This is a genomic window from Candidatus Kuenenia stuttgartiensis, assembly GCF_900232105.1.
In the GTDB taxonomy this organism is placed as follows: domain Bacteria; phylum Planctomycetota; class Brocadiia; order Brocadiales; family Brocadiaceae; genus Kuenenia; species Kuenenia stuttgartiensis_A.
Genome location: NZ_LT934425.1, coordinates 1,648,105 through 1,674,614, shown reverse-complemented (window position 1 = coordinate 1,674,614; position 26,510 = coordinate 1,648,105). Strand labels below are relative to the sequence as shown.

Below are 26,510 nucleotides of genomic sequence, written 5' to 3'. Positions count from 1 at the left end.
AAACTTACAAAGTTTGAATATTCTGAGATGGAGGAAATCCTTGTTTGTCAGTGTACTCTTTTTCTTCCTCCTTTAAATGGACGATTATTTCCGTACCGCGCCTTTCCTTTTCATCTGATGCAGAATATTTCCCGGTACCGTCAGATCTCCATTCATAAGCAGGTTCTCCCTTTTTATAGGACTTTGTTCTGATCCGTACTTCATCGGCAACCATAAAAACAGAGTAGAAACCCACTCCAAACTGTCCGATTACGTTTGAATCTTTTTTTGCCTCCTCGGATAAATTGGTAATAAATTCCAGTGACCCTGATTTTGCAATGGTTCCCACGTTCTTTACCACTTCATCCTTCGTCATTCCATGCCGGTATCGATTATGGTAAGGGTTTTGTTTTGTTCGTCATCTCAATATTGATTTCGAGTGGCAGCTCTTTTCCTTCGTAATCTTCATTGGTAAGCGAATGAAAGCGCTGCTTCGTAAGTGCGTCTGACGCATTGGAAATGAGTTCCCGCAGGAATATTTCTTTGTGCGTGTATAAAAGATGTGAAAGTATGTTAAGTAATTTTTTTATTTCCGCCTGAAATTCAAAGCCTTCTCTTTTTCGACTCTTCTGCCATATACCTCTCCTATAAGAATAAACTATCTGACTAATTATTTATGCGTAATAATGTTGTTTTTTGAAAAAATCAAATAATAGCGATGTTTGCCGCACGTTGTAGGGGCGAAGCATTTGCTGTAAATTGCCATAAATAAGTTCATACCTAAACGGGCAAATGCTTCGCCCCTACTTTTGATAGTAATAAAAGCTAACACATGCTGTTCAGATTGTCAAGCAAACCGTAACTTATTGACGATTTAATGATATGGTAATTTCCCGACAATGAAAATATGTGGTGGAAAACTCAAAATTGCTTAGTACCTTGAAAATTATCTCTTTGCAATTTGTAACTATTAAGCGTAAACATTACAGCCGAACACTGGCTTGTCCCCTTTTTTCTCATATACCGAATTGATTGTTGATCTTGTGGGATATTCCTGTTGTAAAAAGTAAATTGTGCTCTAAGGGAAAAAAGTTACAAATATAAGCAATGGACTCATTTCTTAAGGCAACGCTAAGTTAATTTTTGATGTTTCTGTTATCCCTCAAGCATCTTGATATTGGGGAAAATTCGCGAAAAAAATATTAATAGGGGAGATTTTGTGAAAGTTAATGTGATATTTTTCATTTTATTTGTTGCTCTCGTTTACCTTACGATACCTATTATTGCAATTAGACCCGCAATTGGGCAAACTGCTAAACTGGAAAAGGCAAAAACATATAAGACCGGGGATACGCTGGGTATAGTGATCAAAGACATTTCAACCTCTGTTGACTATGGGAAAGAAGTTGCTTGGTTCTGATGATTTTTATAGAATACCGGAAAACACGCCGCAATCGTAAGGGTTTGGCTTATTAACAAGACTGACAAGACAATAAAAGTAGACCCGGCACATTTCAAGGCAATTACCATAATGGATTTACCCTGTCGATTGACGATTATATCTGCAGCACAGGACCGCTCTCAAATTACAGACTGGAACAAAGAAGAAGTGCAAGGGTTGATTGTTTTTGCACTAAAACCGTCGACGCGGCGTATCGCATAAAAAACATTCTTTACGATGACCAGGATGGAAACAGGATAACAAGGGACTTGATGCGGTTCTTTATGGTTTATATGATCACGCAGAAAAAAGAGGAAGATAGTAGACTGAAATATTGTAACATTTTAGTCTTTTGAAACCGGAAATTGCCATTTGTAGTGCGACGAACCTCGTCGCACTGCATGATTTAGTGGCTTAGATATCAAGAGAGGAACGAGCACAACTGTTTATTGCAATGCTTCGTCCCTGCGTATAGTATTCCCCAGTAAAAACTTCTTTTTTTTGTAAGTTTTTCTTTGTGGTTAAAGTAGAGACGCACGGCCTCTTCATTTTCGGTTACGGCTTTGCTGCGCTATGAATTTGATGTTGAAATATCATCTACCACCGCTTTACATCCTCATGAAGGTGTTACCATTCAATTAAATATTTTTTGACAAAAAAAGTACTTCAGGAGTTTTGGATTACTGTAAAATTCGGTGATAGGGTAATTTCTTGACAAGAAAACGTGTGGTGATAGACTCCGAAAACTGTTTTAGCAGGGAGAAGTTTCAATAATTTTCATCACTTAAAAATATGCGTGAACGCAATGACATTTCAAGAGATTATTTTAACGTTACAAAAATACTGGGCTGATTATGGGTGTATCTTTGGCAGCCATATATACGGAAAAGGGGCGGGAACCTTTAATCCCGCAACGTTCCTTAAGGTACTAGGTCGGCGAACCATGGAAATGCGCCTATGTCGAACCTTCCCGCGCCCGACAGACGGCAGATATGGAGAGAACCCAAACAGATTACAACACTACTACCAATTTCAGGTAATTGTAAAACCCGCCCCCGACGATTGCCAGGGGATATATTTAAACAGTTTGCGGGCACTGGGGATAGACCTCGTAAAACATGAGTGCGATTTGTTGAGGACGATTGGGAGTCTCCTTCCCTGGGTGCGACAGGTCTCGGATGGGAGATATGGCTGGACGGCATGGAAATTACACAATTTACCTATTTTCAACAGGTAGGCGGATTTGAACTTGAACCGATTACCCTTGAACTTACCTACGGACTCGAACGTATTGCAATGTTTATTCAGGAAAAGGAATCTGTGTTTGACCTGGAATGGGTGGAAGGATATACCTATGGCGATATCCATAAGCAGGATGAAGAGCAATTCTCCACTTACAACTTCAAAGTTGCGGACACGTCAATGCTTTTTAAACTCTTTGAATTCTACGAATTGAATCCAGAGGTTATTAAAAGAGGACCTTCCGTTGCCTGCGTATGACTATGTATGAAGTGTTCTCACACTTTCAATTTGCTGGACGCGGCGGGGGCAATTGGCGTTACGCAAAGAACGGGTTATTTAAAAGGGTAAGAAATCTGGCAAGAGGCTGCGCGGAAGGGTACATCCGGCTGCGCGAATCATTGCAGTGGCCTCTTTTGAAGCATACCTCTGCCGATCCGGTAATTGTGAAATCCGAAACAAATTCTAATGACAAAATGATTTGAATTCTAAAAGTGCATCTTTCGCATTTCGTGCTTAGTGCTTAGTATTTTTTATCTCATGCTTGTTTGGTTCTGGCATACCATGTGAGCATTCCCCGATTTTTTGTAATAAAGCGTATTAATTTGTAGGATGGGTCAAGCGAAGTGCGACCATTCATATATTTTTCTGATGGGTGCGCTAACGTTTCGGTCATCCTGCTCAAAAATGACACGTTACAAAAAATCGGCATGGCCCCTTTTAGGTATTCAATTGAGTACTGCCTTGTCGTTTGGTTAATCAACAGATTTTGTGAATCGAAAAGCTCCCTGGTGCGGGAAAGGAAATCATCTGTGATTGCTGCAGAATATTGGCTGGAGGTTTTGATTTGGACGCTTCCGTTGTTTGGAGTGGCAATTTCAATGAAAAACGGACAGCGCCCCTGTGTTTTTTAATAAGGTCTTTTAACTGTATCAGTTTGGTTTCGTCAAAATGAGCAGCTTCAAGGCGCAATCCAAAAGATTTACCAGGCGCTGGAAAGCGTTTTTCCCCGCGATTAGTTCATTTATTTTTACACTCGGCGTTGAGCCTTTATACCCCACATTACCGCAGATAAAAACGACGGCGTCTATTTTTGCCAATGCTCATATTCCTTCAGTTCTTTGCTAAAGGCGATACATTTGATCGCGCCTTCCATATCATCAAGTGTAATGTACATCATCGGGTCACCTTTTTTGGTGGTGCTTTTTTTGATATCGGTGATAATACCGCCAATAATCACATCAGTCCCCTCCGGCAGTTCAGATATTTCCGAGGAAGAATTGGTGGCCAATAGCTTGATTTTTTCTTCATACTCGCTCAGCGGGCTTGAGCTGAAGTAAAAATCCGAGGCTTTCCTTTTCCGCCTGGCGAATTTCATTTTCGTTCCAGGCGTAGTGTTGCTTATTGCGGTGTTTCCTGTTTCAAATAACATCCATAGCGCTTCCGATATCGAATAATGCTTTGTCCCTTACGCTTCCCCTTGTTTACTGCGCTTCCCAGTTCCATTGCCGAGTCAAGAGAGGCGGCGTCTTGCCCTGTCGTCAGACAGAGAGTCGAAGCTTCCTGATTTAACAAGGCTCTCGATGACTTGTTTGTTTACGGTGCGCAGGTCAACTCTCTTGCAGAAATCCAGTATTGAAGAAAATTTACCGCCTTTTTCCCTTGCAGAAACAATAGATTCAATTGCCTTATCGCGGCATTCTTGACAGAGCCAAGACCGAAACGTATTTTATTTCCTTCAGAGATGATGAAATCGCTGAGGCTCTCATTGACATCCGGTTTGAGTATTTCGATATTCATCGGCGGCAGTCTTCAATATAATCAATGATTTTTTCTGTATTTTGTTTTTCACAGCTCAATTGGGCAGTCATATACTGTAGGGGATAATTGGTTTTTAAATAAGCGGTTTGGTAAGTAATTACGGCATATGCCGCTGAATGGGATTTGTTGAAGCCATATCCGGCGAAAAATTCCATGAGTTCAAATATTTTTATCGCTGTTTTTTTCGGGATGTCGTTTGAAATTGCTCCGTTTACAAACTGTCCTTGAATTTTGCCATAATTTCAGCTTTTTTTTCCCCACGCTTGCGCAAATTATCGGCTTCGTTCAGTGTGAATCCTGCCAGGCGATTGGCGATCCTCATTACTGTTCCTGGTTAAAATGACGCCGTATGTTTCTTTCAGTATCAATTCGAGGGTTGGGTGGATATATTCAACAGCCTCTTTCCCGTGTTTTCTGTTGATGAATGAATCAACCATGCCGCTTTGTAATGGTCCGGGGCGGTAGAGTGCCACTAAAGGCAGGATGTCAGCGAATGTGTCCGGTTTCAGTTTTTTAAGTAACTCCTTAAACCCTTTGCTGGTTTCTACCTGAAAGACCCCTTTTACGTTGCCGCTGGAAAGCATCTGATAGGTTGCTTTGTCGTCTACGGGTATTTTTGCGAGATCAATAATCTCTCTTGTTGTTTCGTGAATCAATTGAAGAGCCTTTTTATTACCGTTAATTTCCGGACACCCAGGAAGTCGGCCTTTAGCAACCCTATTTTATCTACCAGTATTTCATCGTAATATTGAGTGGTGACGGCATCCCCTTTTTTAGCAAGTGGAACATATTCTGTTAATGGTTCATCGGAAATAACGATGCCTGCCGCATGTACTGAGGCATGACGGCATAATCCTTCCAGTTTCTTTGAAATGTCGAATAATTCCTTAAACTGTTTTTCGGCCTGACAGATCGCTTTTAAAGCCGGTTCCTGTTCCAGGGCTTCTTCTAAGGTGATATTGAGGGTATTGGGAATCAGTTTTGCTATCTTGTCGACTTCAGAAAGAGGAATGTCAAGCACCCGCCCAACATCCCGGATGACAGCCTTTGCTTTCATCGTACCGAATGTAATGATCTGTGCAACGTTGCTATCGCCGCCATATTTTTCCCTTACGTACCGGATAATTTCTTCACGGCCTTCTGCGCAGAAGTCAATATCCAGATCAGGCATTGATATTCTTTCAGCATTCAAAAATCGTTCAAACAATAAATCGTTTTCTATAGGGTCTATGTTGGTGATGTTCAATACATAGGCGACAATACTGCCCGCCCCTGATCCTCTTCCCGTTGCGGGGATGTTGAGGGTATTTGCATAATGAATAAAATCCCATACAATTAAAAAATATTCGACAAAACCCGTTTTTTCTATAACTTTAAGTTCATGGTCCAGTCGTTCGCTGATATGGGGGAGTATGGCGCCGTATTTTCTTATCACCCCTTCTTCGCAGAGTTTTCTCAGATATGCCTTGTTGCTTATTCCTTCGGGAGGCGTAAATTTTGGGAGATGCAGCTTCCCGAAATCCATTTTTACATCGCAGCGTTCTGCAATGTGCAAGGTGTTTTCAAGAGCGTGAGGTATTTCCTTAAACAAGGCGTGCATTTCCTGGTAATTTTTAAAGTAGAATTCGTTCGTATCGAAACGAAGCCTTTGTCTGTCAGATACGCGCTTGCCGGTATTTATGCATAACAATGCGTCATGGGCAACTGCGTCGTCGATATTCATATAATGCACGTCGTTGGTTGCGACGAGGGGAATGTTTAGTGTTTTCCCTATTTTGAACGCCGCGGACACCAATTTTTCCTGTAGTGGGATTTTGTTGTTTTGTATTTCAAGGTAAAAATGGTTTTCGCCAAAGAGTTCTAGGTATTCTATGGCAAGATTCATGGCATCGTCATGGCGGTCAAAGGACAAGTGGCGATTGATTTCAGAAGCCATGCATCCGCTAAGGCAGATAATCCCGGCTGAATGGGATTTCAATAGTTCTTTATCGATTCTCGGTTTGTAGTAAAAGCCTTCCAGATATGCAGAGGTGGAAAGTTTTAGTAAATTTCGGTATCCTTCATAGTTTTCCGCCAGGAGTGTTATATGGCTAAGTGTTTCCTTCCCGTTTTTTGATTCCTTGTCAAGGCGACCGCCTTGCGCAACGTATGCTTCGTAACCTATAATAGGTTTTATTCCAGCGGATTGCGCGGCTTCGTAAAATTCGATTGCGCCGTACATATTACCATGGTCTGTAAGAGCAAGGGCAGGCATTTTAAAATGCAATGCCTTGCTAACGAGGTCTTTTATTTTGCAGGCGCCATCAAGAAGGCTGTATTCACTGTGGACATGGAGATGAACGAAGTTGTTTGTGTCCATAAATTACACCCGATTGAATTTGATGTGGAACGTTGGAAAAGCCTTATAATTCGAGCATGAATATTTCATTGTAAACGCAAGATGTTGTACCCTAACCGATATAAGAATTCAATTTATAGCCATACAACTGAAAAGTCAATATGAAATTCGATTAGTTAGCAACATCATTATGAAAACAGACATCCAAATTTTAATGACAAATTTACTTGAAACTTGTTTTATATTTTGCTAGCATAACCCTCGCCGCATTTTTCGTTTCGTGGAGAAGGGTAATTGGGCGATATTCATTAATATTTCTCTATATTTCTCTGGTAGATGTATCATTTTATATTTATATAACATCAAATGGGTTTTAGAATAAATGCAGAATAAGGGGGTTTTCTATGGCTAGTTGTAGTAAATCTAAGGCGATAATGGTTGTGCTTGTAGGGCTTTTCGGTTTATTGTGCGTTGGCTTTGCGGTTTCTGTCACTGAAAAGTACCGGCTGCAGAAGGAAAGAGTACACGGTCTTGAGAGACAGCTTCGGGCAGGGCGTACGGAGGTATTAAAAGTTCCCGATTTGATGCAAAAATTAGATAAGGTTGAGGCATCTAAGAAGGAAATAGAGGGTACTTTTGCGGAATGTTCAGAAGAAAAAGAAGAGTTGTCCGAAAAGCTTAGCGAACTAGAGGTTGAGGTGGGGTCTTTTGGTGCAGTGAAGGCCGCGGTTGGAATTCAGATTGCAGGACTAGAAACCGTAATAAAGGAGCAGCAACAAAAGGTATCTGAGGCGGAAAAGAACAGCGAGGATCTTGCGGGACAGATTGCCGCCCTTCAGGAAATGCACAGTGCCACCGAAGAGAAATTTAAGTTGCAGATAGACGATATAAAGCGCGGACAGGAAGAGGTAAAAAACCAGCTTATTTACTATACTGAAGCAAAGAAGATTTCTGATATAGAAGTTGAGGAAAAGAAGAAAATTATTCAGGAGTTGGAAGCGGAGTTGGCAAGGTTGAAAAGCGGTGAAGAAACATCTTCAGCGCCGGTAGAAACACGCACGGCAAGCCAAACACAGTGGGATCTGAATCTAACGGGAGAACTTGACAAGACGTTTACATTACTCCGCGAAAGGATATCTTCTCCGACCATGTCGCTCTCCGAAGTCAGCACATTGATTTCCAGAGCGGAACACACCTTAAAAAGGCTGAAGTAACGCTTTAATGTGTGTTTAGAGACAAAATATGATCTACATTAAAAGGGAAATGGATAATTGATTATCTGTTTCCCTTTTTTATTTAGACTTACTGAAAAAACAACACTCTTTCTTAAAGATAATTCAGGTTATGACATTACCAGCGTATCTTCCTATTTTAATTACCGGGGTAAATGGCGTTCCAGGTTACAATGCATTTCGGCATTTTCATTCTCAATATCCTGAGCATGTAGTTGCAATTCGTCCCACCCGATATTGGCCATTGCGCGGGGAGGGAATAATTCCGCTTGACATAGAAGATGTACAAGGACTTGCTGCCTTAATGAAGACGTGGAAGTTTAATTCTATACTGCATGCGGCTGGGTCATGTGCATTGAAATCCTGCGAGTTGAATCCTGAAATGGCGTACCGGGTGAATGTTCAATCGGCGAAGAACATACTAAAGATAATCGGAGACCGTACCATTCGTCTTCTATTTCTTTCCACCGATTTAGTATTTCCTGGGAAATCATCGGGCTGTTACACGGAAAGTGACGCCGTTTCTCCTGTCACGGTATATGGGAAAACCATGGTTATGGCAGAAGAAATTATAGCGCACGAATACCCTTCTGCGGTGATTTTCAGGATATCGCTCCCCATGGGAATTAGTGTTAATGGGCATGCTGGAGCAATAGACTGGATATTGTCACGTTTTAAAAAAAATAATCCGGCAACGTTATATTACGATGAAATCCGGTCTCCTTTTTATTGCGAAGATTTTAATAGCATTGCAGAAATTGCTTTAGAGAACAAAATATGCGGAATATACCACCTTGGCTCTCATCGTTACCTCAGCCTCTATCAAATTGGACAGATAGTCAATAAGGTGGGAGGCTATTCTCCCCGCTTGCTGAAAGGGTGTATGCGCATAGAAGCGGGACCTATGCCTCCCCGGGCAGGGAATGTCGCCATGAGTAATAAAAAACTTCTTGCTGCGTTAGGCTTTGATCCCTTTCGCAAATGGCCATATCATGAAAATCATGTTCCGGACAAACATGACTGGCATTATGACCGTCCAGACCATAAGGTTTTTTACCCGGAACAGATTCATAAATATCTTTATCGAATCCCCATTGCATGTTGAATTGAAATCATGAAAACCCTTCGGGTGATTCATCTGAGGGTAAGGTTGATGTCGGGGCGAAGCATTTGCCATAAATTGTTATAAATGTATTCATACCCAAGCTGGCGATTTCTCGGACAAATGACAACTACAGTGGCCATATCCAAAGGATCACAGGGACAGCGGTTGCCACGACCAGTACAGACAGGGGCAGCCCCATCCGCCAGTAGTCGCCAAACTTGTATCCTCCAGGCGCCATCACAAGAGTGTTAGATTGGTGTCCAATCGGGGTAAGAAATGCACAGGAAGACCCTATGGCTACTGCCATCAGGAAAGGGTCGACAGATAACTCCATACCCTTCGCAAGATTAATCGCTATCGGTGCTGCCAGAATTGCGGCAGCAGCATTGTTGACCAAATTAGACAGAAGCATCGTAGCCGTCATCAGGATAACGAGCGTCATTGCCGGCGATGCGGAACGGCCTACTGCCAGTAATTTGTAAGCAATTAACTGGGAACCGCCTGTACTTTCCAATGCATGGCCTATGGGCAGCATTGCCGCCAGCAACAGGATGATTGACATATCAATGCTTTTGTAGATTTCTCCAGGAGAAATGAGTCCGGCAAGCACCATGGCGGCTGCGCCTCCAGCCAGTGCGGTAGCCGCAGGAAGGAGTTTACAGGCGATCAATGCCAGCGAGACGGCAAAGATGCAGATTGCCAGGAGAACGTTACGCGGTTTGCCGATACGCAATCCACGCGATGCAAGTGGCAGGCATCCCAGGTCGTTCAGCGTGGACGGAAGAGATTCTTCGCGTCCCTGTATCAACAGGATATCTCCGGTGACAAAACGAATCTTGCCTAGCCGCTCCCTCAGGCGGCGCCCCTGACGTGCAACTGCAAGTACATTGATGCCATAACGCTCTCGCAAATCGAGACTCCTCGCCGTTTTTCCGGCGAGCATTGATCCGGGGGCAACCGTAGCCTCAACCAGATTAGGCCCACCCTCGCGGGCCTTTTCTTTATCCTCATTACCGCTGGCTTCAGCGAGCTTAAGTCCGGTAACATCAATCAACGTCTTGAGGCTGTCTGAATCGGCTTCGACCAGCAGTATGTCATTTTCCTTTATGACTTCATACGTTGATGGCATCTGCTGTCTTCGTCCTGTGCGAACCAGGCCTATTACCACAACATCGGCGTCATTCCTGACAGCCGCAATCAGATCGTATAGCGTCCGGCCTGCAAATTTGCAGCCTTCCGGAACAAGAAGCTCGGTCAGGTAACTGCTGATCTCGAACAGATCCTCGGCAGAATCCTGTTCCTTGCGCTGCGGCGTCAGTCGCCAGCCGATGATTGAAATAAAGATGATACCGCACATCGTTATGGCTGCACCTACCGGAATAAAGTCAAACATGCAGAATGGTAATGCGCCAGATTGTTCGCGATACGCGGCAATGATAATATTTGGAGGAGTACCGATCAATGTGAGCGTACCTCCAAACAATGACCCGAAGGCAAGTGGCATAAGCAGGAATGAAGGTGAACGACCGCCCCGGCGCGACATCCATATGGCAACCGGCATGAGTAGCGCCAAAGCACCTACGTTGTTCATAAATCCGGAACTCAGGGCTACAATCCCTGTAAGGGTTGCCACCTGGATCATGGGCTGGTTACCCACACGCGTCAATTGGCGTGCAAGTGAATCCACCACGCCGGCATTGAGCAAGCCGCGACTGAGCACCAGGACTGCTGCCACAGTAATGACTGCAGGGTGCCCAAAACCAGCAAACACCTGGCTAGGCGGTACGAGTCCTGCAACCGCAACAACCAGCAGGGCAACCAGCGCAACTATATCATAGCGCCATCGGTTCCATACGAACAAAACCAGCATTGCCACAAGAACAATAAATAAAATCAACAGTTTTGTATTTACACCAAGCATTTTAAATTCCACAAACTGAAAGATTTAACTTGAAAGAATTATTTGGCGTTCAGGAATTTTACGAAACATGTCCCACATAAACGGCGATGCCCAGACATATACCCAGAACTGCTACGATAGTGTTTATCGCAAGCCCGCATTTTGTCCCATAGCCCATTGGGTACTCTTCGGGTGTGAGCGTTTTAAGAACAACGATGTACTGACGGGAAGAGCAAAAAGCGGCAAACGTACCCAATGCAATAAAGGCAAGCCCCACCCAGAATACCACCCCGGTTTTATCGGCAGTCGTTCTTCCATGGGTAACCGCCTGTATAAGGACACTGGCTCGCTCTATCCCAAAACCAGATGCGATCATGACAATACTGGTTCTACTCCATGCTAACAATGTCCTTTCTGCCGCAAAAAAAACCCGTGGATCTTTGAGTTCAGACATAACCACTCCTTGTCGCTTAACGACCTATATCGGATTTATTCCCGATTTTTGCATAGGCAAAAACTATTTTGCCATTGTTTTGTTGTGCGCTTTGCTCAATAATCCACTTGGTACCAATGGGGCGGCAGGGGAAAACTCCTGCAGCAACGGAATATAAAAAATTAGCCGTTTCCTATCGTGGTCACGATATTAATTATGGGCTTAAAATTGAAAGCCTGAAGTTGCAAGCGTGCCGGATATCTCATTAAGCATGGACAAACATTATTTTTTGCCCGCGATACCCCGAAACCCTCTTAAGCAAAAATATCAATGAGCGTTACCCCCATAAGCCCCAGGCTTATAATGCCATTTACGGTAAAAAAGGCCGTGTTGATTTTTGAAAGGTCTTTTGGTTTTACCAGTAAATGTTCATAAAAAAGCAAAACAGCGGCGAGGCATACGCCTATCAAATAAATAATCCCCAGGTCTGAGTATCTGGGAACGATAAACAACAGTAAGACCATAAAAAAATGTAAAATACCGGAGAGTACCAGTGCCCATCGAAGCCCGATTTTTTTTGGCAGTGAATACAAGTCCAATTTTTTATCATGCTCAATATCCTGGCACGCGTAAATAATGTCGAAACCTGCCGTCCATAAAACCACGGCAAATGCCAGCAGGAAAGGTGTAATGCCGAATCTCCCCTGAATTCCTATCCATGCCCCTACAGGGGAAAGAGCTAATGCCAGACCAAGCACAAAATGCGATAGATTGGTAAACCGTTTGGTAAAAGAATAACCAAAAATAATAAGTATTGCCAGTGGAGACATGTAAAGGGCAAGACGACTAAGCAGCCCCGCAAATAGAATAAAAAGGCCCGTACATACCAGCGTAAATATCCATACGTTTTTTTTGCCAATTTTCTTCTGCAATTCAACACGATATGCCGTTCGGGGATTTTTGATATCGTAATCAACATCAACAATGCGGTTAAAAGACATTGCGGCGCTGCGCGCCATCGCCAACGCCCCGGCAATCAGAAGTAATTGCCTCAAAGTAGGCATCCCGCCGGCAGCAATAAATGCACTCATTATGGCAAAAGGGAAGGAAAAAATAGTGTGTGAAAATTTAATTAACTCCAGTAGAGAAGAAATTTTTTTGTAGGGAAGAGAAAAATTCATAGTGTTTAATATTTCCTGTATCTTTTGTTGTTATTTAAAAAGTGCCATCGAACCCGGAAGAAAACGGGTACACAGTATCATTAAGGGAGCGGGGAAATAATGCCTGGCCTTGTCCATATTTATCGGAGCAAATCTGTCTGTCTGGCCGTTTGTTCATAGGCTTTTGCGTTGCATTGCAAGATTTAGCACCTTATCAGTAATTTGTTTGGCTATATCTTTGACGTAGTCCCATGATTGACAAAAAAAGCCGTTAGCCTGAGATACTCACTTTTGTACCCTCTCTAACGCCAACAGAAATCCGTATATAATAGCCTGTGGTCTTGGAGGACAGCCAGGAATATAAACATCTACGGGAACGACTTTGTCGATCCCGTTTTTAGTGGCGTAGGAATTACTGAAAATACCGCCGCTACACGCACACGTACCCAAGGCTATGACCATCTTTGGTTCCGGGGTGGCATGATACCCCTTGATGAGGGCGGTTTCCAGATTCCTTGTCGGAGGTCCCGTCACAAGCAGGCAGTCTGCGTGGCGCGGAGAGGCAACAATGTCAATTCCGAACCTTTGGAGGTCATGCACAGGATTTAATAAAGCAACGACCTCCCATTCGCATCCGTTGCAAGAACCGGCATCAATCTCCCGTACATGCAATGAGCGTCTGAACATTTTAAATATGTTTTTTTTGAGTTTATTACCTAATGTTTCAACGGATTCTTCAGTATTAAACCCTGCCTTAACTAAAAGGTCTTCCTTATTTGTTGCCGCAAGCTCAAAATCATTCGTAATCCTGATAGCTTTGTAAGGGCATACTTCCTCGCACATGCCGCAAAATACGCATTTTGCGTGAGAGAGTTGCAGATATCGTTTTCCCTGTTCTTCTATCCATGTATAAGCATTTGTTGGACATGTCTCCACGCAGACGTTACATGCCTTACATTTTTCGCTATCTATCTCAATCCTGCCCCGGAAATGCAAAGGAGCAGGTTCTTTTTTCCATGGATATCCCGAGGTTGCTATACCAGTTTGAAAACTTTTCTGAAATTTTGTAAACATTTTATGTTCGCCCACGAAATGCTTGGCGCGGCCTTTGGCCGCAACCAAATTCGAAATACGAATGTCGAAATATGAAACAAGTTCAAATGACAAAAAACCCAATACTCCAAACTTTACGTAAGCCTCATCTAATCAATGTCTTACGGTTGTGTAGTTTGAAAAACTAGCATAAAAAACAAGAAGTTGATGGATAGTAGTACAAAAAAGTGAGAAAATGGATTTGAGTCTTTGTAACAAATAATTCTTTACAAATCAGTACAGGAATAACATAACTCGAAACTCTTGTTAATCAATGGAAAATCAGGCACAATGTTGCCAGGGACTGCAAAAGGAATTGCCGGCCAGTTACAGAAAGAAGGCGACCTTACTTTATACCTGAACAATTTATTGCCAGGAGCCGTCATGATCCAGTAAATATTCTCACCCCGAGGTGATTCCACATAACTCAAGGCTTGTTTGTAAGGCGGTAGTTCCTTAATCGGGGTTTTCAGAGGGCCTGGCCTCATCTTTTCAAAACATTGCTCGATAATATAGATCGACTGATACACCTCATCGACCCTGACGCGTATCCTTGCAAGTACATCGCCTTCGTAATGGAAAACAGGGATATCAAAATCCACCTCTTCGTAAGCAGCGTAAGGGTGATTAACCCTGGTGTCCTGAACAATGCCGGATGCCCTTGCCGCAACGCCAACGACCCCCAACCCCCGTGCAATCTCCTCGGAAAGTCTTCCTGTAGTTTCAAGCCTGTCTAATAAAGAGGAGGATTTAAACATCATTTTGGTAAGATCTTTGAAGTCCTTTTTAACATGATTGAGTAATGATAAAATATGTTTTTCCAGATCGTCGTTGATATCAAACCGTACTCCGCCGATGGCGAGCATACCTCTTAAATATCGATTCCCCGTAATGGTTTCATTGAGTTGCTGTAAATACTCGCGTATCCTGAATCCATGCGCAATCCCCAGAAGAAAGGCAGTGCCTGCGCATATATTTCCCACATCGCCGATATGATTATAGATCCTTTCCAATTCCATGACAATGGTTCGAATAAATCTTGCGCGTGGCGGTATTTCGATCTCTGCCACCTTCTCTATTGCCTGGCAATAGCCTGTTGCGTGCGAAGCGGCACAAACGCCGCAAATCCTCTCCGCAAGAAATAATGCCTTCGTATATGGCATTGTTTCGAAAATTTTCTCTGTGCCCTTGTGTGTGAAAAATAATTTTGCATCAAGATAAAATATACTATCACCTACAGCGCTAAACCTGAAATGCCCAGGTTCAATGACACCCGCGTGAATGGGTCCTACGGGTATTTCAAAAACACCTTCTCCTTCTACCCTGAAAAACGGCAGCTTTGATTCGAGGTGAGGTATTCGGGTTTGAATATCAAAGTCCTTCCGCAATGGATAAGTATTTTCAGGGAAATTGCCGTGTAATACCAGTGTCTCGGGTCTTGGGTGTCCTACGGGGATAAGACCAAACATGTCCTTAATCTCCCGTTCATACCAATGAGCGGCAGGTATTTGGGGTGTAATCGACGGAAATTCCGGCTGCTGTTCACTGACCGGTATAGTGACAATTAAGAATGTGTCTTCTCTCTGAAGAGAAAAGACGTAGTAAATTTTAAAGTGCTTATCCAGAGTTCTCTCATCGTTACAAATCATGGAAGAAAGCACGGCATTGAAAATATCTTTAATATACAGACATACATTTAAAAGATTTTCCTTTTTCGTTGAGACATATATCTCGTTTTCAAGGAAACTTCTGCTAATAGTAATATTCCCTTTAAATTGACCGGACAGTTTATCAATATGAAGTTGCCTGTTGGTACTCATCATACATTCCTTACAATATTATAAATATTAGTCAGTATTTCGCGCAGGAATGGCGGTACATAGAAGCTGACAACCAGTACGAAAATCAAAAGAAAGCCCATGGACGCAATGGTAAGCTTACTCACCTCACCCTTAGGAACAGATGTTGTGGGTTCACCCAAAACCATCTTGAATATATTGTTTATGAATCCAATAAAAATGAGGGTAATGCATACAACAAGCAATGAACTGAATATAATGATAAATACATTTCCACTTGAAAAGCCGTCTGCAAGCACCAGGAACTCGCTAACAAATATACCAAACGGCGGTGTGCCTGTAATGGCAAAGACAGCAATTATCAAAAAGACACCGGTAACCGGCGTAGTCTTAATAACCCCTTTAATACTGTCCATATCCCTTGTCTTGTATTTCAAAAACAGATTGCCAGCACAAAAAAACAATAGGGATTTTGCTACGGCGTGGTTGAAGGTATGCAGCTCTGCGCCGTAAACACTATACATTCCACCAAAACCTATTCCAAGCGTAATAAAACCAATATGCTCTATACTGCTATAGGCGAACAGACGTTTATAATCCCTTTGCACCAGGATAAAAGGTATTGAAGCAATGACGGAAATAAGGCCAAACACCATGAGGAGTGTACATGAATAATGCGGGCCTACACATTTAGAGGTAATGATGTGGTATCGGATGATGCCATACAGGGAACAATTTAGCAGTACACCGGAAAACAGGGCGCTAATAGGCGAAGGCGCCTGGCTATGTGCATCAGGCAGCCATGTGTGCATTGGGGCAAGACCAGCCTTTGTACCATATCCGATTAGGATAAAAATGAATGCCAGTTTTATGAGATGAGGATCAAACCTGTCCGCTACGGTAAGCAGGCTCGTCCAGTTCAGCATATGCCCAATTTCTCCAAATACGCTTTTTGATGAATAATAGGTGAGTATAACGCCAAACAATGCCAACGTAATTCCCACAGTACAAATGACGATATACTTCCATGCCGCTTCCTGATGCTGTTTTTTATTATAAAAGCCTACCAAAAATGTAGTAGACAACGTAGTCGCTTCAATTGCTACCCACATGATCCCCAGGTTATTTGTTACGCATACCAATAACATGGAGAAGATAAACATATGAAAAAGGAAGTAATACAAGCGTAGCTTCTTTTCCGTAACCACACCTTCGCGAACTTCTTCTTCCATATAGCCAACCGAGTATAATGCCGCTGCAAAACCAACAATGGTAATAATCTGGGTGGTAAGGATACTCAGGGCATCCATATAAAAGAATTCATTTAGCCCATAGAGCGACTGATGCAGATAAATATTGTAGTTAAGAAATATGCTATAGAGTAAAACGAGAAAACTGCCTGCAATGCTGACATATTTTGATATGCTGTGTGTCTTTATAAAAACGCACGCAATGGCGGTTATTACGGGGATGATTAAAAGTAAGAGTATTATCATATTATTCCCGGAGTTCCCTGAAGAAGCCTACATCAATGGAATCGAAGGATTCTTTGATTCTGTAAACATAAACTCCCATAATGATAACACTCACGAGGATATCGAAAAACACCCCCAATTCTACGATGAGTGGCATGCCGTAAGAGGTAGATAAGGCAGCAAAAAAAAGACCATCTTCCATGGTAATAAGTCCAAGTATCTGGGTAATGGCCTTCTTCCTCGTTATCATTGCAAAGAATCCCAAAAGGGTAATAGCGAGTGAAACGGGCAGGCAATGCCGCATAAAGACATTTTCAAATTGGATGATAGGTAAGGTTGCATAGTATGCAATAAGAATGATACCGCAAGAGATCAGCAGCGATAGCGTATAACTAATATAAGACTCTACTTCTTTTTTAATCCTGACCTTGTCAACGATGTAAAAAAGAAATCCAGGGATGACAAAAACCTTAAGTACCAGTGAGATACCCGTAGTAATATAAATGTGATGGATACCGGACAAATAGGCTATAAGACCGCTGGTCAATGTCAGGAGAAAAGACCGAATGGCACTTGCCCATATACAGGTCTTTAAACGACTCGTGCCGATGAGTATAATTGTTGTCATGAGCATTAAAACTGCCAGTACATCAATAATCTGGGAATTTACGATGATGTGTTGTTTCATGATAATTAACTCACCACATAAAATGAAATAATCGCCAAGACAGACAAAACAAATGATGTTCCCAACAGGTTCGGTATGCGGAATAATCGGAGCTTCGAAAATGACAATTCCAGGATAACGATTGCAAAGGCAAAAAATCCGATCTTAACAAGATACCATGCAAAAGAAATAATCATTCCCGGGAAGGTAAGGTCAGTAGCAATCCCCCAGGGTAAGAAGGTATTCACTAAGATAGTCAGTAACAACAGTAGTTTCATAGAAGACGCCCATTCTATCAGGGCCAGATAACGCCCTGAGAATTCAAGTATCATGCCCTCATGAATCATTGTCAATTCCAGATGGGTAAACGGATTATCGACCGGAATCCTTCCTGTTTCTGCAACAATAACGATGGCAAGTGCTGCAAATGCCAAAAGGAGAGACGGATTCAATGATTTGTAATTAAGCAACGTACCGGTGATACTGCTGAGATTCGTGGAGCCAGCCGTTAAGGAAACCGTAAATATAGAAAGCATCATGGCCGGTTCTGCCATGGAAGATATTGTCATCTCCCTGCTCCCGCCCATTCCCCCAAAGGCGCTCCCGGTATCAAGGGAAGATAATGCCAGGAAAAATCTCCCCAGGGCAAACAGGTATACAATCAGGATAATGTCGCCAGTGAAATCCAGCGGAACCTGTGCGGACAAAACAGGTATTAACAATGCTATTACCAGGATCGAAACAAACACTACATAAGGAGTCGCGCTGAAAATCCACGAGGCCGTTTCTGAAACCACGACATCCTTTTGGAGCAGTTTGATGAGGTTATAATAAGGCTGAAACATGCTGGGACCCCTCCTGCACTGCCAATATGCCTCCATCTTATTGATAAACCCTTTAACGAGTGGCGCTAGTCCTGCAATAACGAGAATTTGCAGGGTGGTAAGTATAATGTTTGTAATCATTGTTGCTATATATCTTTGTTAAGACCGAATGTCACATTTAATGCCCTATCCGCGGTATCCAACCGGGCAATCTCCCCGATAGCTTTTTCAATATCTATGAATCTCACAGTTGCAAGATTATCAGTCATTATTATGGAATCTGTAAGGATACATGCTGTTTTACCATCTTCTGAATCCTTGTTTATCCGAATACGGCTTGGATGTCCTTCTTTGGACAGATTGCTTGTAATCATGGCGACAATTATCTATTATCTGTTCTATTGCTTTTATATCAGTATATAACAGACAATATGGCAATCAACAATGTTACAAATATATAGGCAAGGTACACATGAATACTCCCGGTATGCACCCACCGTATCTTATTTGATATATTTAAAACATAGCTGGAAACAGGATTATAAAAATATTTTTCGAATATAGGCGTTATCTCGCCAAGATAGGTTATAGATTTAGCGAAATATTTAGGGACTGAATATGTTGTGCTAATCTCAAACCGGGGTCTGTACAGATTACCAAAGATGACCTTGAACGGTTTTGTGAAGGCCGTTGCCGTATAACCAAACCTGGGCTCCGGTGTTATGCCACAAGTCCATGTCTCATAGATCCTCTTTGTGAAGCCCGGCCTTAACATGGTCAAAAACCCGAAGGTGATCACTAAAAGGATTAAGCCAAATATCGGCGCGCTTTTTGGAGATAAATCTGTAAAATTAGTATGGATTGACTTTGTTTGCAACCAATCATATGAAGTAATAATATTTATAATATTTGTGCCCAGCAGATGTGTATTTACCTGATTAATGGTTGCCATAATCGTTGCCGGGAAAAGACCCATAAACACACACATCGAGGCCAAAATGCCCATACTTACAAGCATAACCAGGGGAACCTCCTTTGCCTTTCGCGTATGCTCAGAACGTGGCAGGGCAAGAAATGAAACCCCAAAGGCCTTGACAAAACACATAGCCACTAGTGCCCCGGTCAAGGCAACAATTGCCCCACAAATAACCGTCATTACTTTGAAAAACACCGATGGGATGTAAAAGCCATTCAGTAGGGATTGGAATATAAGCCACTCACTCATAAATCCATTCAGCGGCGGGATAGCAGAAATGGACAAGGCGCCCACAAGAAATAATGGGGCAGTAACCCGCAGCCGTTTAATCAGGCCGCCTAATTCTTCAATGTTTTTTGTGTGGGTTGAATAATAGATATTTCCCGCACAACCAAAGAGCAGACACTTAAATACTGCATGATTAATCAGGTGATAAAGTCCTGCCATCATAGCAAGGGAAGACAATGTCATGAGATTGTAGGACTTAAAAATCATCGACAATCCGATCCCTATAAGGATGATGCCGATATTTTCCACACTGCTGTAAGCAAGCAACGTTTTGATGTCCCTTTCCATAAGGGCGTAGAGTATTCCCAAAATAGCAGAAGAAGCGCCCGCGACAAGAACGATAAACCCCCACCAGGGCGGACAAGGCGTTAGAAATTCGAAATAAAATCGTATAAAGCCATAGATAGCCGTTTTGATCATCACGCCCGACATGACCATCGAGACGTTACTCGGCGCTGCAGGATGTGCCATAGGAAGCCAAAGATGGAGGGGGAAGATGCCTGCCTTTATTCCAAAACCAATAATTATTAAAAAGAATACAATATTTTTGTATATAGGGGGCATATGCGCACCAATATGCCTGAAATCGTCAAAGCTGAATGTAAATGCCTCACCTGCATAGGCAAACATGATAAAAAAGGCTACAGCTATAAGCCCTGCGCCAATGTGAGACATCACGAGATAGACATAACCTGCTTTTCTGTTGGTAGGATTCTCATGTTCAAAGATGACGAGGAAAAAGGAGACCAATGTCATAAGCTCCCACACTATCATAAATACTAATGCGTTATTGGCAGTTACCACCAGAAGCATAGATACAAGAAGGAGATTATAGGCAAATCCCAGAAACCGGGTATCGCGTTTATTTACGTATAATTTGGTATATCCCATCGAATAGATCGAGGCTACAAAACCAATGACAGATATGACAAGCATAAAAAATGAGGATAGAGGGTCTAATAAAAAATTGTATCTTATAATGGCATGGTATATTAAGAAATCAAAATGTATTATTAGGCCGTTAGTCAACACAGAGATAGACAGGACAATGCTAAAGCAGGAAGCAATAGCTGCACAAATAAGCGAAATATAATTCCCCACCGCTTGCCACTTGAAAAAACATAAGGCAAACAGGGCGCCTATCGCATACAAGATTATCGATATTACAAATAAATGCTCAGCCATGGTTTATTGTATCTGCATCTAAAAATGCATTAAATGCAGCGTGAATCATATGAGTAATAGTAAAATTACAACCTAAAATTCTACAAAAATAATTTTCGCACAGTGAAAAATTGACTTTCTACCATGCTTTTGCTTTACAAAATACATCAATAACATTCGTTTGTTTAAAAATCTACACAAAAATACTTTTAAGTTGTAAATTCACAATGATACAATTTGTGATTTGTCAATGCGTTGAGGCCAATTATTTTCCAGAACATTTCTCTTTACGCCTAAACAAAAAAGATCTTTACCGAGAGTCCGGAAAATACCACTGCCATAGTGACAGCAATAATAATTTCTCATCAGTAAAAATGTCAAAATGACAATAATGAAAATTATTGACGAGTTTAATCATTTTTTTATAAAATATTACCAACTCTAAAATAACAACATACGTATAAGTGCCCTATCTAATAAACGATATGATTATGCTGCACCATAGTTAATCAAACAAATAAACCCAAAACACGCAACATTTCAGCCTGTGAAAACAGCGAACAACCTTATTCCGAGATTGAGGCATAATATTTGCGTAACCGTCTTGCTATCTATTCTTTAAAAAATATTTTAAGAGGATAATAGGGTCATGGTGGCATTATATCATCCTGATGCAGATAGTTTTTCGCTTCTTATTACGGACGATGATAAATCGTGCCGCGATAGTTTGCGGGAAATACTGGAACTAAAAGGCTACACCACTTACCTTGCAAGTTGTGGCAGAGAAGCGATAAAAATAGCCCGGTCTGAAGAATTGCACGTGTTGATTTTAGACGCACATCTTCCCGACTATAGCGGCCTGGAGACATTTAATATCATTAAGAAGGAAATAAGCATTTCCATTCCCTGTATATTTATCTCGGGAGATATATCAAAAGAACTGCAGATAAATCTTATTAACGCTAACGCTTATACACTGATACCGAAGCCCATCAATGTTAATATCTTCAGGGACTCCGTAGAACAGGTTATAGAGAAATACTACTGGAAATAATTTTTTAGTAGCACCATTTCACGCATTAAAACAGACAAAAAGCACTATTCTATTTTTTTAGGGATAATTTTAAGCGAGAGGAGATCTAAGTTATGAATGTAAAACCTTTGGGAGAAAAAATCTTATTAAAACGCCTTGAAGCGGAAGGAAAGACCGCCGGAGGAATCTTACTGCCGGAAACGGCAAAAGAAAAACCGAAGCAGGGAACAGTAATCGCTTTGGGAGACGGTAAACTGCTAGAAAATGGTGAACGGGCACGCTTCCAGGTGAAAAATGGCGATAAGGTGTTGTTTAATTCATATGGCAGCACGGAAGTAAAGATTGATGGCGATGAATATTTATTAATGTCAGAGGATGATATCCTTGCAGTGATTGATTAATTTTAGGGAGGAAGAAATGGCAGCAAAAAAGATTATTTACGGGCATGAAGCCATGGAATCGGTGAGACAAGGAGTCAGAAAACTGGCGCATGCCGTCAAGGTTACGTTGGGTCCTAAAGGCAGGAATGTTATTATTGAAAAAAGTTTCGGGTCGCCAGTGGTAATCAACGATGGCGTTACCGTTGCAAAAGAAGTAGAGCTGGAAGACCCATACGAAGACATGGGTGCAAAACTGGTAAGAGAAGCTGCTTCAAAAACAAATGACATGGTAGGAGATGGCACTTCTACCGCCACTATTCTGGCGGAAGCTATTTTTGAAGAAGGTTTAAAAAATATCACTGCGGGCGCAAATCCTGTTGACGTTAAACATGGCATTGAAAAATCTGTTGACGCCCTGTGTAATGAACTTTCCCGGATGAGTATCAAGATTTCAGGAAGGAAAGAGATATCTCAAATAGCGACAATTGCCGCAAATAATGACAGCGAAATTGGCAATCAAATAGCCGATGCCATGGAAAAGGTGGGGAAAGATGGCGTTATAACCGTCGAGGAAGGTAAAAGCCTGGAAACAACGGTAAAGCTTGTCGAGGGCATGCAATTCGACAGGGGATATCTCTCCCCCTATTTTGTCACATCGCCCGACACAATGGAGGTAGTATTTGAAAACCCTTATATCTTAATACACGAAAAGAAGATATCGAATATAAAAGAACTGGTGCCATTATTAGAAAAGATTGCCAAGTCCGGTAAGCCGTTATTAGTAATAGCAGAAGACGTTGAAGGAGAAGCGCTTAGTACGCTCGTAGTAAACAAGCTCCGCGGAACCTTTCATTCTGCTGCAGTGAAAGCGCCCGGCTTTGGCGATAGAAGAAAGGCGATGATGGGAGACATTGCGGCACTTGTCGGCGCAAGGGCAATTTTTGAAGATTTGGGAATACCGCTTTCCAGCATAGAACTTGCCGATCTAGGCACTGCAAAAAAAGTGGTTATTGACAAGGAAAATACCACCATCACAGAGGGCGGGGGAGATACAAAAGAGATACAGAGCAGAATTTCTCAGATAAAGGCAGAAATAGAAACAACAACCTCCGATTACGACAAGGAAAAACTGCAGGAAAGACTGGCAAAACTCTCCGGCGGTATCGCACAAATCAATGTAGGCGCCGCAACGGAAGCAGAAATGAAGGAGAAAAAATCGAGGGTAGAAGATGCAATGCATGCCACCAGAGCCGCAGCGGAAGAAGGTATTTTGCCCGGGGGTGGCGTAGGGTTAATAAGGGCGTCCAGCGTTTTAGATGGGCTCTCTGTGAAAGGTGACGAGCAGATTGGAGTAAACATCGTTCGCGCTGCTATTGAAGCGCCTATCAAACAAATTGCAAAAAATGCCGGACTGGAAGGAGAGGTTATACTGCAAAAGGTAAAGGAAGGTACGGGGAACTTTGGATACGATGCCTTTCAGGGTAAATTTGCAGACATGGTCAAAATAGGCGTTGTTGATGCAACAAAGGTTATAAAAGTTGCCCTAAAAAATGGAGCAAGTATCGCCGCCTTACTGCTTACTACAAATGCGATAATTGGAGAAGTACCGGAAGAGAAAGAAGGTGCCGGAGCATCAACTCATAAGCATTAATTGACATAGTTAACATGAAGGAAAAGGCGTTGCGTGCAAACATGCAACGCCTTTTTTTATTTTAATAAATTGCATTTTCATAATCATTCATTATCATGGACGCTAAAATAACGTCCTATTGATAGCGCATGTAATCCACGTAAGCCCACAACCAAAGATAACCTCTCCTTTTTTCTCCCTGACAAGGAAGAGGGATAAAGAGGTGGCAAATACTTGCAGGAAAATACGTTTTTACCAGGTAATACGATAGCTACTAAACTTCGGAGCAACTGCCTGCCGGGTAACTTTCGGGAAATGATATCAATGAAGAAAAAATACTCACACTTCTCAAATAACTAATTTGCGTGACATTTTTATGACAACAGATAGCCGCTATAAGCAATATCAATCTCCTCTTTCTGAAAGGTATGCAAGTAAAGAGATGTGCTATATCTTCTCAGACCATTACAAGTTCAGCACGTGGAGAAAACTCTGGATAGCGCTCGCCGAAGCACAGCATGAACTAGGATTGCAGACTGTTACAGAAGCGCAAATCAGTGAAATGAAACGTTTTCAGGATACCATTAATTTTGAGATGGCAAGAGAATACGAAAAGACCCTGCGACACGACGTAATGTCTCACATTCACGCATACGGAGAACAGTGTCCTGCGGCAAAGCCCATTATCCACCTTGGTGCGACGAGTGCTTATGTACAGGACAACACAGACCTGATCCAAATGAGGGACGCACTAAACCTTCTCCTTGCAAAACTAATTAATATAATAAAAATCCTCTCTGACCAGGCAATAGCCTATAAAGAAGTTGCGGCTTTAAGTTTTACCCATTTCCAATCTGCACAGCCAACAACTCTGGGAAAACGTTTTTGCCTGTGGCTGCAGGATTACCTTTTCGATATCGAAGAGATTGAAACCAGGGTTGAGAAACTGCGTTTTCTTGGCGCAAAGGGAACGACCGGTACGCAAGCAAGTTTTATGTTGCTTTTTAATAATGATACCGAAAAGGTCAGGAAACTAGACGAACTTGTAACAAAAAAAATGGGATTCGACCGCTTTTACCCGGTGACGGGGCAAACTTACCCGCGCAAAATTGATAGTCAGATAATGTTTTGCCTGGCAGGCATTGCACAATCATCATACAAATTTTCCAATGATATCCGGTTGTTGCAGCATATGAAGGAAGCGGAAGAACCGTTTGAGAAAGACCAGGTTGGGTCTTCCGCAATGGCGTACAAAAGAAATCCCATGCGCTGTGAACGAATAGCGGCTCTTGCTCGTTATGTTCTTTGTAACTGCTTAAACCCGGCATTTACCGCGGCTTCACAATGGTTTGAAAGGACATTGGACGATTCTGCCAATAAGCGAATTTCAATCCCGGAGGCATTTCTTGCAGTTGACGGCATCTTAAATATTGTGCTAAACGTTGCTGCAGGATTGAACATCTATCCACAGGTTATTGCCGGCAATCTTCAAAATGAATTGCCTTTTATGGTCACGGAAAATATACTTATGGAAATAGTAAACGCCGGAGGTGACCGACAGGAGTATCACGAAAGGATTCGAAAACACGCAATAGCATCCGCAGAGAGGATGAAAAAAGAGGGCGTCGAAAACGACCTGCTGGAAAGAATCGCAGAAGACCCTGCCTTTTTCAGAATACGGGCAAAGATGGGGGAGATTTCTGACCCTCACAGGCTTACCGGAAGATCCGTACAGCAAGTGGAAGAGTTTATAACACAGGTAGTTTCACCCATTTTAAAACAAAATAGCCAGCGTATTGATAAAAAATTGATACCAACGCTGCACGTATAAAACAATACCGCTATTACAAAACATGCCTCTTCAGAGAAAACAATCGGCATACTCGCCCGCTTTCGTGTTGATCACGGACAGAAAGCAGAGCCGGCTGCCATTAATCAACGCTGTAAAACTAGCGCTAAAAGGTGGCGTTAACACAATACAACTGAGAGAAAAAGACTTGCCAACCAAAGATATTTATTCCCTGGCATGCGAACTAAGAACGATAACGCATGGTCTTAATGCAAGTTTGATTATTAATGACAGGGTTGATATTGTTCTTGCGGCAAATGCGGATGGTGTTCATTTGGGATGGCAGTCCATGCCGGTTAGCAGAGTAAGAAATCTCATTGGTTTTGAAAGAATAATTGGCATATCCGCACATAATATGCAGGAGGCCCTGCAGGCGCGGGATTCCGGTGCGGATTATATAACCTACGGCCCTATATTCAAGACGCCTTCTAAAGAAGGGGTAGTAGAACCAACAGGCACAGAATCGCTCAGGAAATTAAAAGAAAAAATCAGAATCCCCGTAATTGCGCTGGGCGGCATTACTGTAGATAATGCAGAAAGTGTTATGGAAAGCGGGGCAAACGGCATTGCCGTTGTATCAAGCATACTGAAATCGGATAATCCGGAAAATACCGCACTGAGACTGTACTCCATAATACAGCATCATAGTAAAATGTCGGGCTGAAATTAAAAAATAACCCAAGCT

Annotated in this window: 26 protein-coding genes and 2 pseudogenes; 11 read left to right on the top strand and 17 right to left on the bottom strand. The window is 42.3% G+C overall.

The genetic code is table 11. From position 1 onward, the window contains the following. Positions 1-4 precede the first annotated feature (4 nt). Entirely contained in the window at positions 5-355 is a 351-nt protein-coding gene (locus KSMBR1_RS07660; protein WP_099324791.1) for a hypothetical protein, read from the bottom strand. 843 nt (positions 356-1,198) lie between these two features. On the opposite strand from KSMBR1_RS07660, the gene KSMBR1_RS07655 reads away from it, so the two are divergent. The 4 genes and pseudogenes from KSMBR1_RS07655 (at position 1,199) to KSMBR1_RS22845 (ending at position 3,144) form a co-directional block, all read left to right on the top strand. Then, positions 1,199-1,399 (top strand): hypothetical protein, encoded by a 201-nt coding sequence (locus tag KSMBR1_RS07655; protein ID WP_157820451.1) that lies wholly within the window; start codon positions 1,199-1,201, stop codon positions 1,397-1,399. A 111-nt stretch (positions 1,400-1,510) separates the two neighbouring features. Beyond that, a complete protein-coding gene (locus KSMBR1_RS22685) occupies positions 1,511-1,642 on the top strand; it encodes a hypothetical protein (RefSeq protein ID WP_261341088.1) in 132 nt (43 codons plus the stop codon). A 583-nt stretch (positions 1,643-2,225) separates the two neighbouring features. After that, positions 2,226-2,920 (top strand): annotated as a pseudogene (locus KSMBR1_RS23275) (glycine--tRNA ligase subunit alpha). Then, positions 2,917-3,144 carry a hypothetical protein gene (locus KSMBR1_RS22845; RefSeq protein ID WP_230408054.1) on the top strand — a complete coding sequence of 76 codons (228 nt, stop codon included), beginning with the start codon at positions 2,917-2,919 and terminating at the stop codon, positions 3,142-3,144. Before KSMBR1_RS23275 ends, KSMBR1_RS22845 begins: the two are co-directional and overlap by 4 nt. Positions 3,145-3,591: 447 nt before the next feature. Here KSMBR1_RS22845 and KSMBR1_RS20875 read toward each other — a convergent pair whose 3' ends face one another. The 6 genes and pseudogenes from KSMBR1_RS20875 to dnaE all read right to left on the bottom strand — a co-directional run bounded on the left by KSMBR1_RS20875 (position 3,592) and on the right by dnaE (position 6,839). Further along, positions 3,592-3,759, bottom strand: coding sequence for a hypothetical protein (locus KSMBR1_RS20875; RefSeq protein ID WP_157820450.1), 168 nt, complete (start codon positions 3,757-3,759; stop codon positions 3,592-3,594). After that, positions 3,747-4,091 carry a hypothetical protein gene (locus KSMBR1_RS07640; protein ID WP_099324788.1) on the bottom strand — a complete coding sequence of 115 codons (345 nt, stop codon included), beginning with the start codon at positions 4,089-4,091 and terminating at the stop codon, positions 3,747-3,749. The genes KSMBR1_RS20875 and KSMBR1_RS07640 overlap by 13 nt, the downstream gene beginning before the upstream one ends. Before the next feature lie 81 nt (positions 4,092-4,172). Beyond that, positions 4,173-4,459: pseudogene (locus tag KSMBR1_RS07630) on the bottom strand (helix-hairpin-helix domain-containing protein). A gap of 232 nt (positions 4,460-4,691) precedes the next feature. Then, positions 4,692-4,802 (bottom strand): hypothetical protein, encoded by a 111-nt coding sequence (locus KSMBR1_RS22680; RefSeq protein ID WP_157820449.1) that lies wholly within the window; start codon positions 4,800-4,802, stop codon positions 4,692-4,694. After that, a complete protein-coding gene (locus KSMBR1_RS07620) occupies positions 4,753-5,136 on the bottom strand; it encodes a hypothetical protein (RefSeq protein ID WP_157820448.1) in 384 nt (127 codons plus the stop codon). The genes KSMBR1_RS22680 and KSMBR1_RS07620 overlap by 50 nt, the downstream gene beginning before the upstream one ends. Then, entirely contained in the window at positions 5,133-6,839 is a 1,707-nt protein-coding gene (dnaE, locus tag KSMBR1_RS07615) for a DNA polymerase III subunit alpha (RefSeq protein ID WP_099324784.1), read from the bottom strand. The genes KSMBR1_RS07620 and dnaE overlap by 4 nt, the downstream gene beginning before the upstream one ends. A gap of 383 nt (positions 6,840-7,222) precedes the next feature. On the opposite strand from dnaE, the gene KSMBR1_RS07610 reads away from it, so the two are divergent. After that, on the top strand, positions 7,223-8,032 hold the full coding sequence (locus tag KSMBR1_RS07610) for a hypothetical protein (RefSeq protein ID WP_157820447.1): 810 nt from the start codon (positions 7,223-7,225) through the stop codon (positions 8,030-8,032). A 130-nt stretch (positions 8,033-8,162) separates the two neighbouring features. Continuing rightward, positions 8,163-9,155, top strand: coding sequence for an SDR family oxidoreductase (locus KSMBR1_RS07605; protein ID WP_099324782.1), 993 nt, complete (start codon positions 8,163-8,165; stop codon positions 9,153-9,155). Positions 9,156-9,282: 127 nt separating this feature from the next. Here the strand turns inward: KSMBR1_RS07605 and KSMBR1_RS07600 are convergent, their stop codons facing one another. The 10 genes from KSMBR1_RS07600 to hyfB form a co-directional block, all read right to left on the bottom strand. Continuing rightward, positions 9,283-11,076 (bottom strand): SLC13 family permease, encoded by a 1,794-nt coding sequence (locus KSMBR1_RS07600; protein WP_099327006.1) that lies wholly within the window; start codon positions 11,074-11,076, stop codon positions 9,283-9,285. 58 nt (positions 11,077-11,134) lie between these two features. Then, a complete protein-coding gene (locus KSMBR1_RS07595) occupies positions 11,135-11,509 on the bottom strand; it encodes a YidH family protein (protein ID WP_099324781.1) in 375 nt (124 codons plus the stop codon). A 293-nt stretch (positions 11,510-11,802) separates the two neighbouring features. After that, positions 11,803-12,669, bottom strand: a complete 867-nt coding sequence (locus KSMBR1_RS07590; protein WP_099324780.1) for a UbiA-like polyprenyltransferase — start codon at positions 12,667-12,669, stop codon at positions 11,803-11,805. 264 nt (positions 12,670-12,933) lie between these two features. Beyond that, the gene (locus tag KSMBR1_RS07585; protein WP_099327005.1) at positions 12,934-13,722 is read right to left on the bottom strand and encodes an NADH-quinone oxidoreductase subunit B family protein; all 789 of its coding nucleotides are present in this window, start codon (positions 13,720-13,722) and stop codon (positions 12,934-12,936) included. A gap of 245 nt (positions 13,723-13,967) precedes the next feature. Next, positions 13,968-15,563: a hydrogenase large subunit gene (locus KSMBR1_RS07580; RefSeq protein WP_230405733.1), complete on the bottom strand. Its 1,596-nt coding sequence runs from the start codon at positions 15,561-15,563 to the stop codon at positions 13,968-13,970. After that, complete coding sequence (locus KSMBR1_RS07575) at positions 15,560-17,035, bottom strand: hydrogenase 4 subunit F (protein WP_099324778.1); 1,476 nt, start codon at positions 17,033-17,035, stop codon at positions 15,560-15,562. The genes KSMBR1_RS07580 and KSMBR1_RS07575 overlap by 4 nt, the downstream gene beginning before the upstream one ends. Before the next feature lies 1 nt (position 17,036). After that, positions 17,037-17,702, bottom strand: coding sequence for a hydrogenase (locus KSMBR1_RS07570; protein WP_099324777.1), 666 nt, complete (start codon positions 17,700-17,702; stop codon positions 17,037-17,039). Positions 17,703-17,707: 5 nt separating this feature from the next. Next, positions 17,708-18,646 (bottom strand): respiratory chain complex I subunit 1 family protein, encoded by a 939-nt coding sequence (locus KSMBR1_RS07565; RefSeq protein WP_099324776.1) that lies wholly within the window; start codon positions 18,644-18,646, stop codon positions 17,708-17,710. A gap of 5 nt (positions 18,647-18,651) precedes the next feature. Continuing rightward, positions 18,652-18,879: a hypothetical protein gene (locus KSMBR1_RS07560; protein WP_099324775.1), complete on the bottom strand. Its 228-nt coding sequence runs from the start codon at positions 18,877-18,879 to the stop codon at positions 18,652-18,654. 38 nt (positions 18,880-18,917) lie between these two features. After that, positions 18,918-20,954, bottom strand: a complete 2,037-nt coding sequence (gene hyfB / locus KSMBR1_RS07555; protein WP_099324774.1) for a hydrogenase 4 subunit B — start codon at positions 20,952-20,954, stop codon at positions 18,918-18,920. 628 nt (positions 20,955-21,582) lie between these two features. Between hyfB and KSMBR1_RS07550 the strand changes: the two genes are divergently transcribed. From KSMBR1_RS07550 to thiE, 5 genes are all read left to right on the top strand, one after another. Beyond that, on the top strand, positions 21,583-21,987 hold the full coding sequence (locus KSMBR1_RS07550) for a response regulator (RefSeq protein ID WP_099324773.1): 405 nt from the start codon (positions 21,583-21,585) through the stop codon (positions 21,985-21,987). Between the two features lie 92 nt (positions 21,988-22,079). Continuing rightward, positions 22,080-22,367 (top strand): co-chaperone GroES, encoded by a 288-nt coding sequence (groES, locus tag KSMBR1_RS07545; RefSeq protein ID WP_099324772.1) that lies wholly within the window; start codon positions 22,080-22,082, stop codon positions 22,365-22,367. A gap of 16 nt (positions 22,368-22,383) precedes the next feature. Next, the gene (groL, locus tag KSMBR1_RS07540; protein WP_099327004.1) at positions 22,384-23,997 is read left to right on the top strand and encodes a chaperonin GroEL; all 1,614 of its coding nucleotides are present in this window, start codon (positions 22,384-22,386) and stop codon (positions 23,995-23,997) included. Between the two features lie 355 nt (positions 23,998-24,352). Then, complete coding sequence (gene purB, locus KSMBR1_RS07535) at positions 24,353-25,807, top strand: adenylosuccinate lyase (RefSeq protein ID WP_099324771.1); 1,455 nt, start codon at positions 24,353-24,355, stop codon at positions 25,805-25,807. Between the two features lie 64 nt (positions 25,808-25,871). Then, positions 25,872-26,489 carry a thiamine phosphate synthase gene (gene thiE, locus KSMBR1_RS07530; protein WP_197705375.1) on the top strand — a complete coding sequence of 206 codons (618 nt, stop codon included), beginning with the start codon at positions 25,872-25,874 and terminating at the stop codon, positions 26,487-26,489. The last annotated feature ends 21 nt before the right edge of the window (positions 26,490-26,510 follow it).

Coding starts and splice junctions, on each gene's coding strand:
- KSMBR1_RS07660 (WP_099324791.1), bottom strand. CDS start 355: ATGACGAAGGATGAAGTGGTAAAGAACGTGGGAACCATTGCAAAATCA.
- KSMBR1_RS07560 (WP_099324775.1), bottom strand. CDS start 18,879: ATGATTACAAGCAATCTGTCCAAAGAAGGACATCCAAGCCGTATTCGG.
- KSMBR1_RS07575 (WP_099324778.1), bottom strand. CDS start 17,035: ATGATAATACTCTTACTTTTAATCATCCCCGTAATAACCGCCATTGCG.
- KSMBR1_RS22685 (WP_261341088.1), top strand. CDS start 1,511: ATGGATTTACCCTGTCGATTGACGATTATATCTGCAGCACAGGACCGC.
- KSMBR1_RS07640 (WP_099324788.1), bottom strand. CDS start 4,091: ATGTTATTTGAAACAGGAAACACCGCAATAAGCAACACTACGCCTGGA.
- purB (WP_099324771.1), top strand. CDS start 24,353: ATGACAACAGATAGCCGCTATAAGCAATATCAATCTCCTCTTTCTGAA.
- dnaE (WP_099324784.1), bottom strand. CDS start 6,839: ATGGACACAAACAACTTCGTTCATCTCCATGTCCACAGTGAATACAGC.
- KSMBR1_RS22845 (WP_230408054.1), top strand. CDS start 2,917: ATGACTATGTATGAAGTGTTCTCACACTTTCAATTTGCTGGACGCGGC.
- KSMBR1_RS07585 (WP_099327005.1), bottom strand. CDS start 13,722: ATGTTTACAAAATTTCAGAAAAGTTTTCAAACTGGTATAGCAACCTCG.
- KSMBR1_RS07600 (WP_099327006.1), bottom strand. CDS start 11,076: ATGCTTGGTGTAAATACAAAACTGTTGATTTTATTTATTGTTCTTGTG.
- hyfB (WP_099324774.1), bottom strand. CDS start 20,954: ATGGCTGAGCATTTATTTGTAATATCGATAATCTTGTATGCGATAGGC.
- KSMBR1_RS07570 (WP_099324777.1), bottom strand. CDS start 17,702: ATGAAACAACACATCATCGTAAATTCCCAGATTATTGATGTACTGGCA.
- KSMBR1_RS07590 (WP_099324780.1), bottom strand. CDS start 12,669: ATGAATTTTTCTCTTCCCTACAAAAAAATTTCTTCTCTACTGGAGTTA.
- groES (WP_099324772.1), top strand. CDS start 22,080: ATGAATGTAAAACCTTTGGGAGAAAAAATCTTATTAAAACGCCTTGAA.
- KSMBR1_RS07580 (WP_230405733.1), bottom strand. CDS start 15,563: ATGATGAGTACCAACAGGCAACTTCATATTGATAAACTGTCCGGTCAA.
- KSMBR1_RS07595 (WP_099324781.1), bottom strand. CDS start 11,509: ATGTCTGAACTCAAAGATCCACGGGTTTTTTTTGCGGCAGAAAGGACA.
- KSMBR1_RS22680 (WP_157820449.1), bottom strand. CDS start 4,802: ATGAGGATCGCCAATCGCCTGGCAGGATTCACACTGAACGAAGCCGAT.
- KSMBR1_RS07610 (WP_157820447.1), top strand. CDS start 7,223: ATGGCTAGTTGTAGTAAATCTAAGGCGATAATGGTTGTGCTTGTAGGG.
- groL (WP_099327004.1), top strand. CDS start 22,384: ATGGCAGCAAAAAAGATTATTTACGGGCATGAAGCCATGGAATCGGTG.
- KSMBR1_RS07605 (WP_099324782.1), top strand. CDS start 8,163: ATGACATTACCAGCGTATCTTCCTATTTTAATTACCGGGGTAAATGGC.
- KSMBR1_RS07565 (WP_099324776.1), bottom strand. CDS start 18,646: ATGATTACAAACATTATACTTACCACCCTGCAAATTCTCGTTATTGCA.
- KSMBR1_RS07550 (WP_099324773.1), top strand. CDS start 21,583: ATGGTGGCATTATATCATCCTGATGCAGATAGTTTTTCGCTTCTTATT.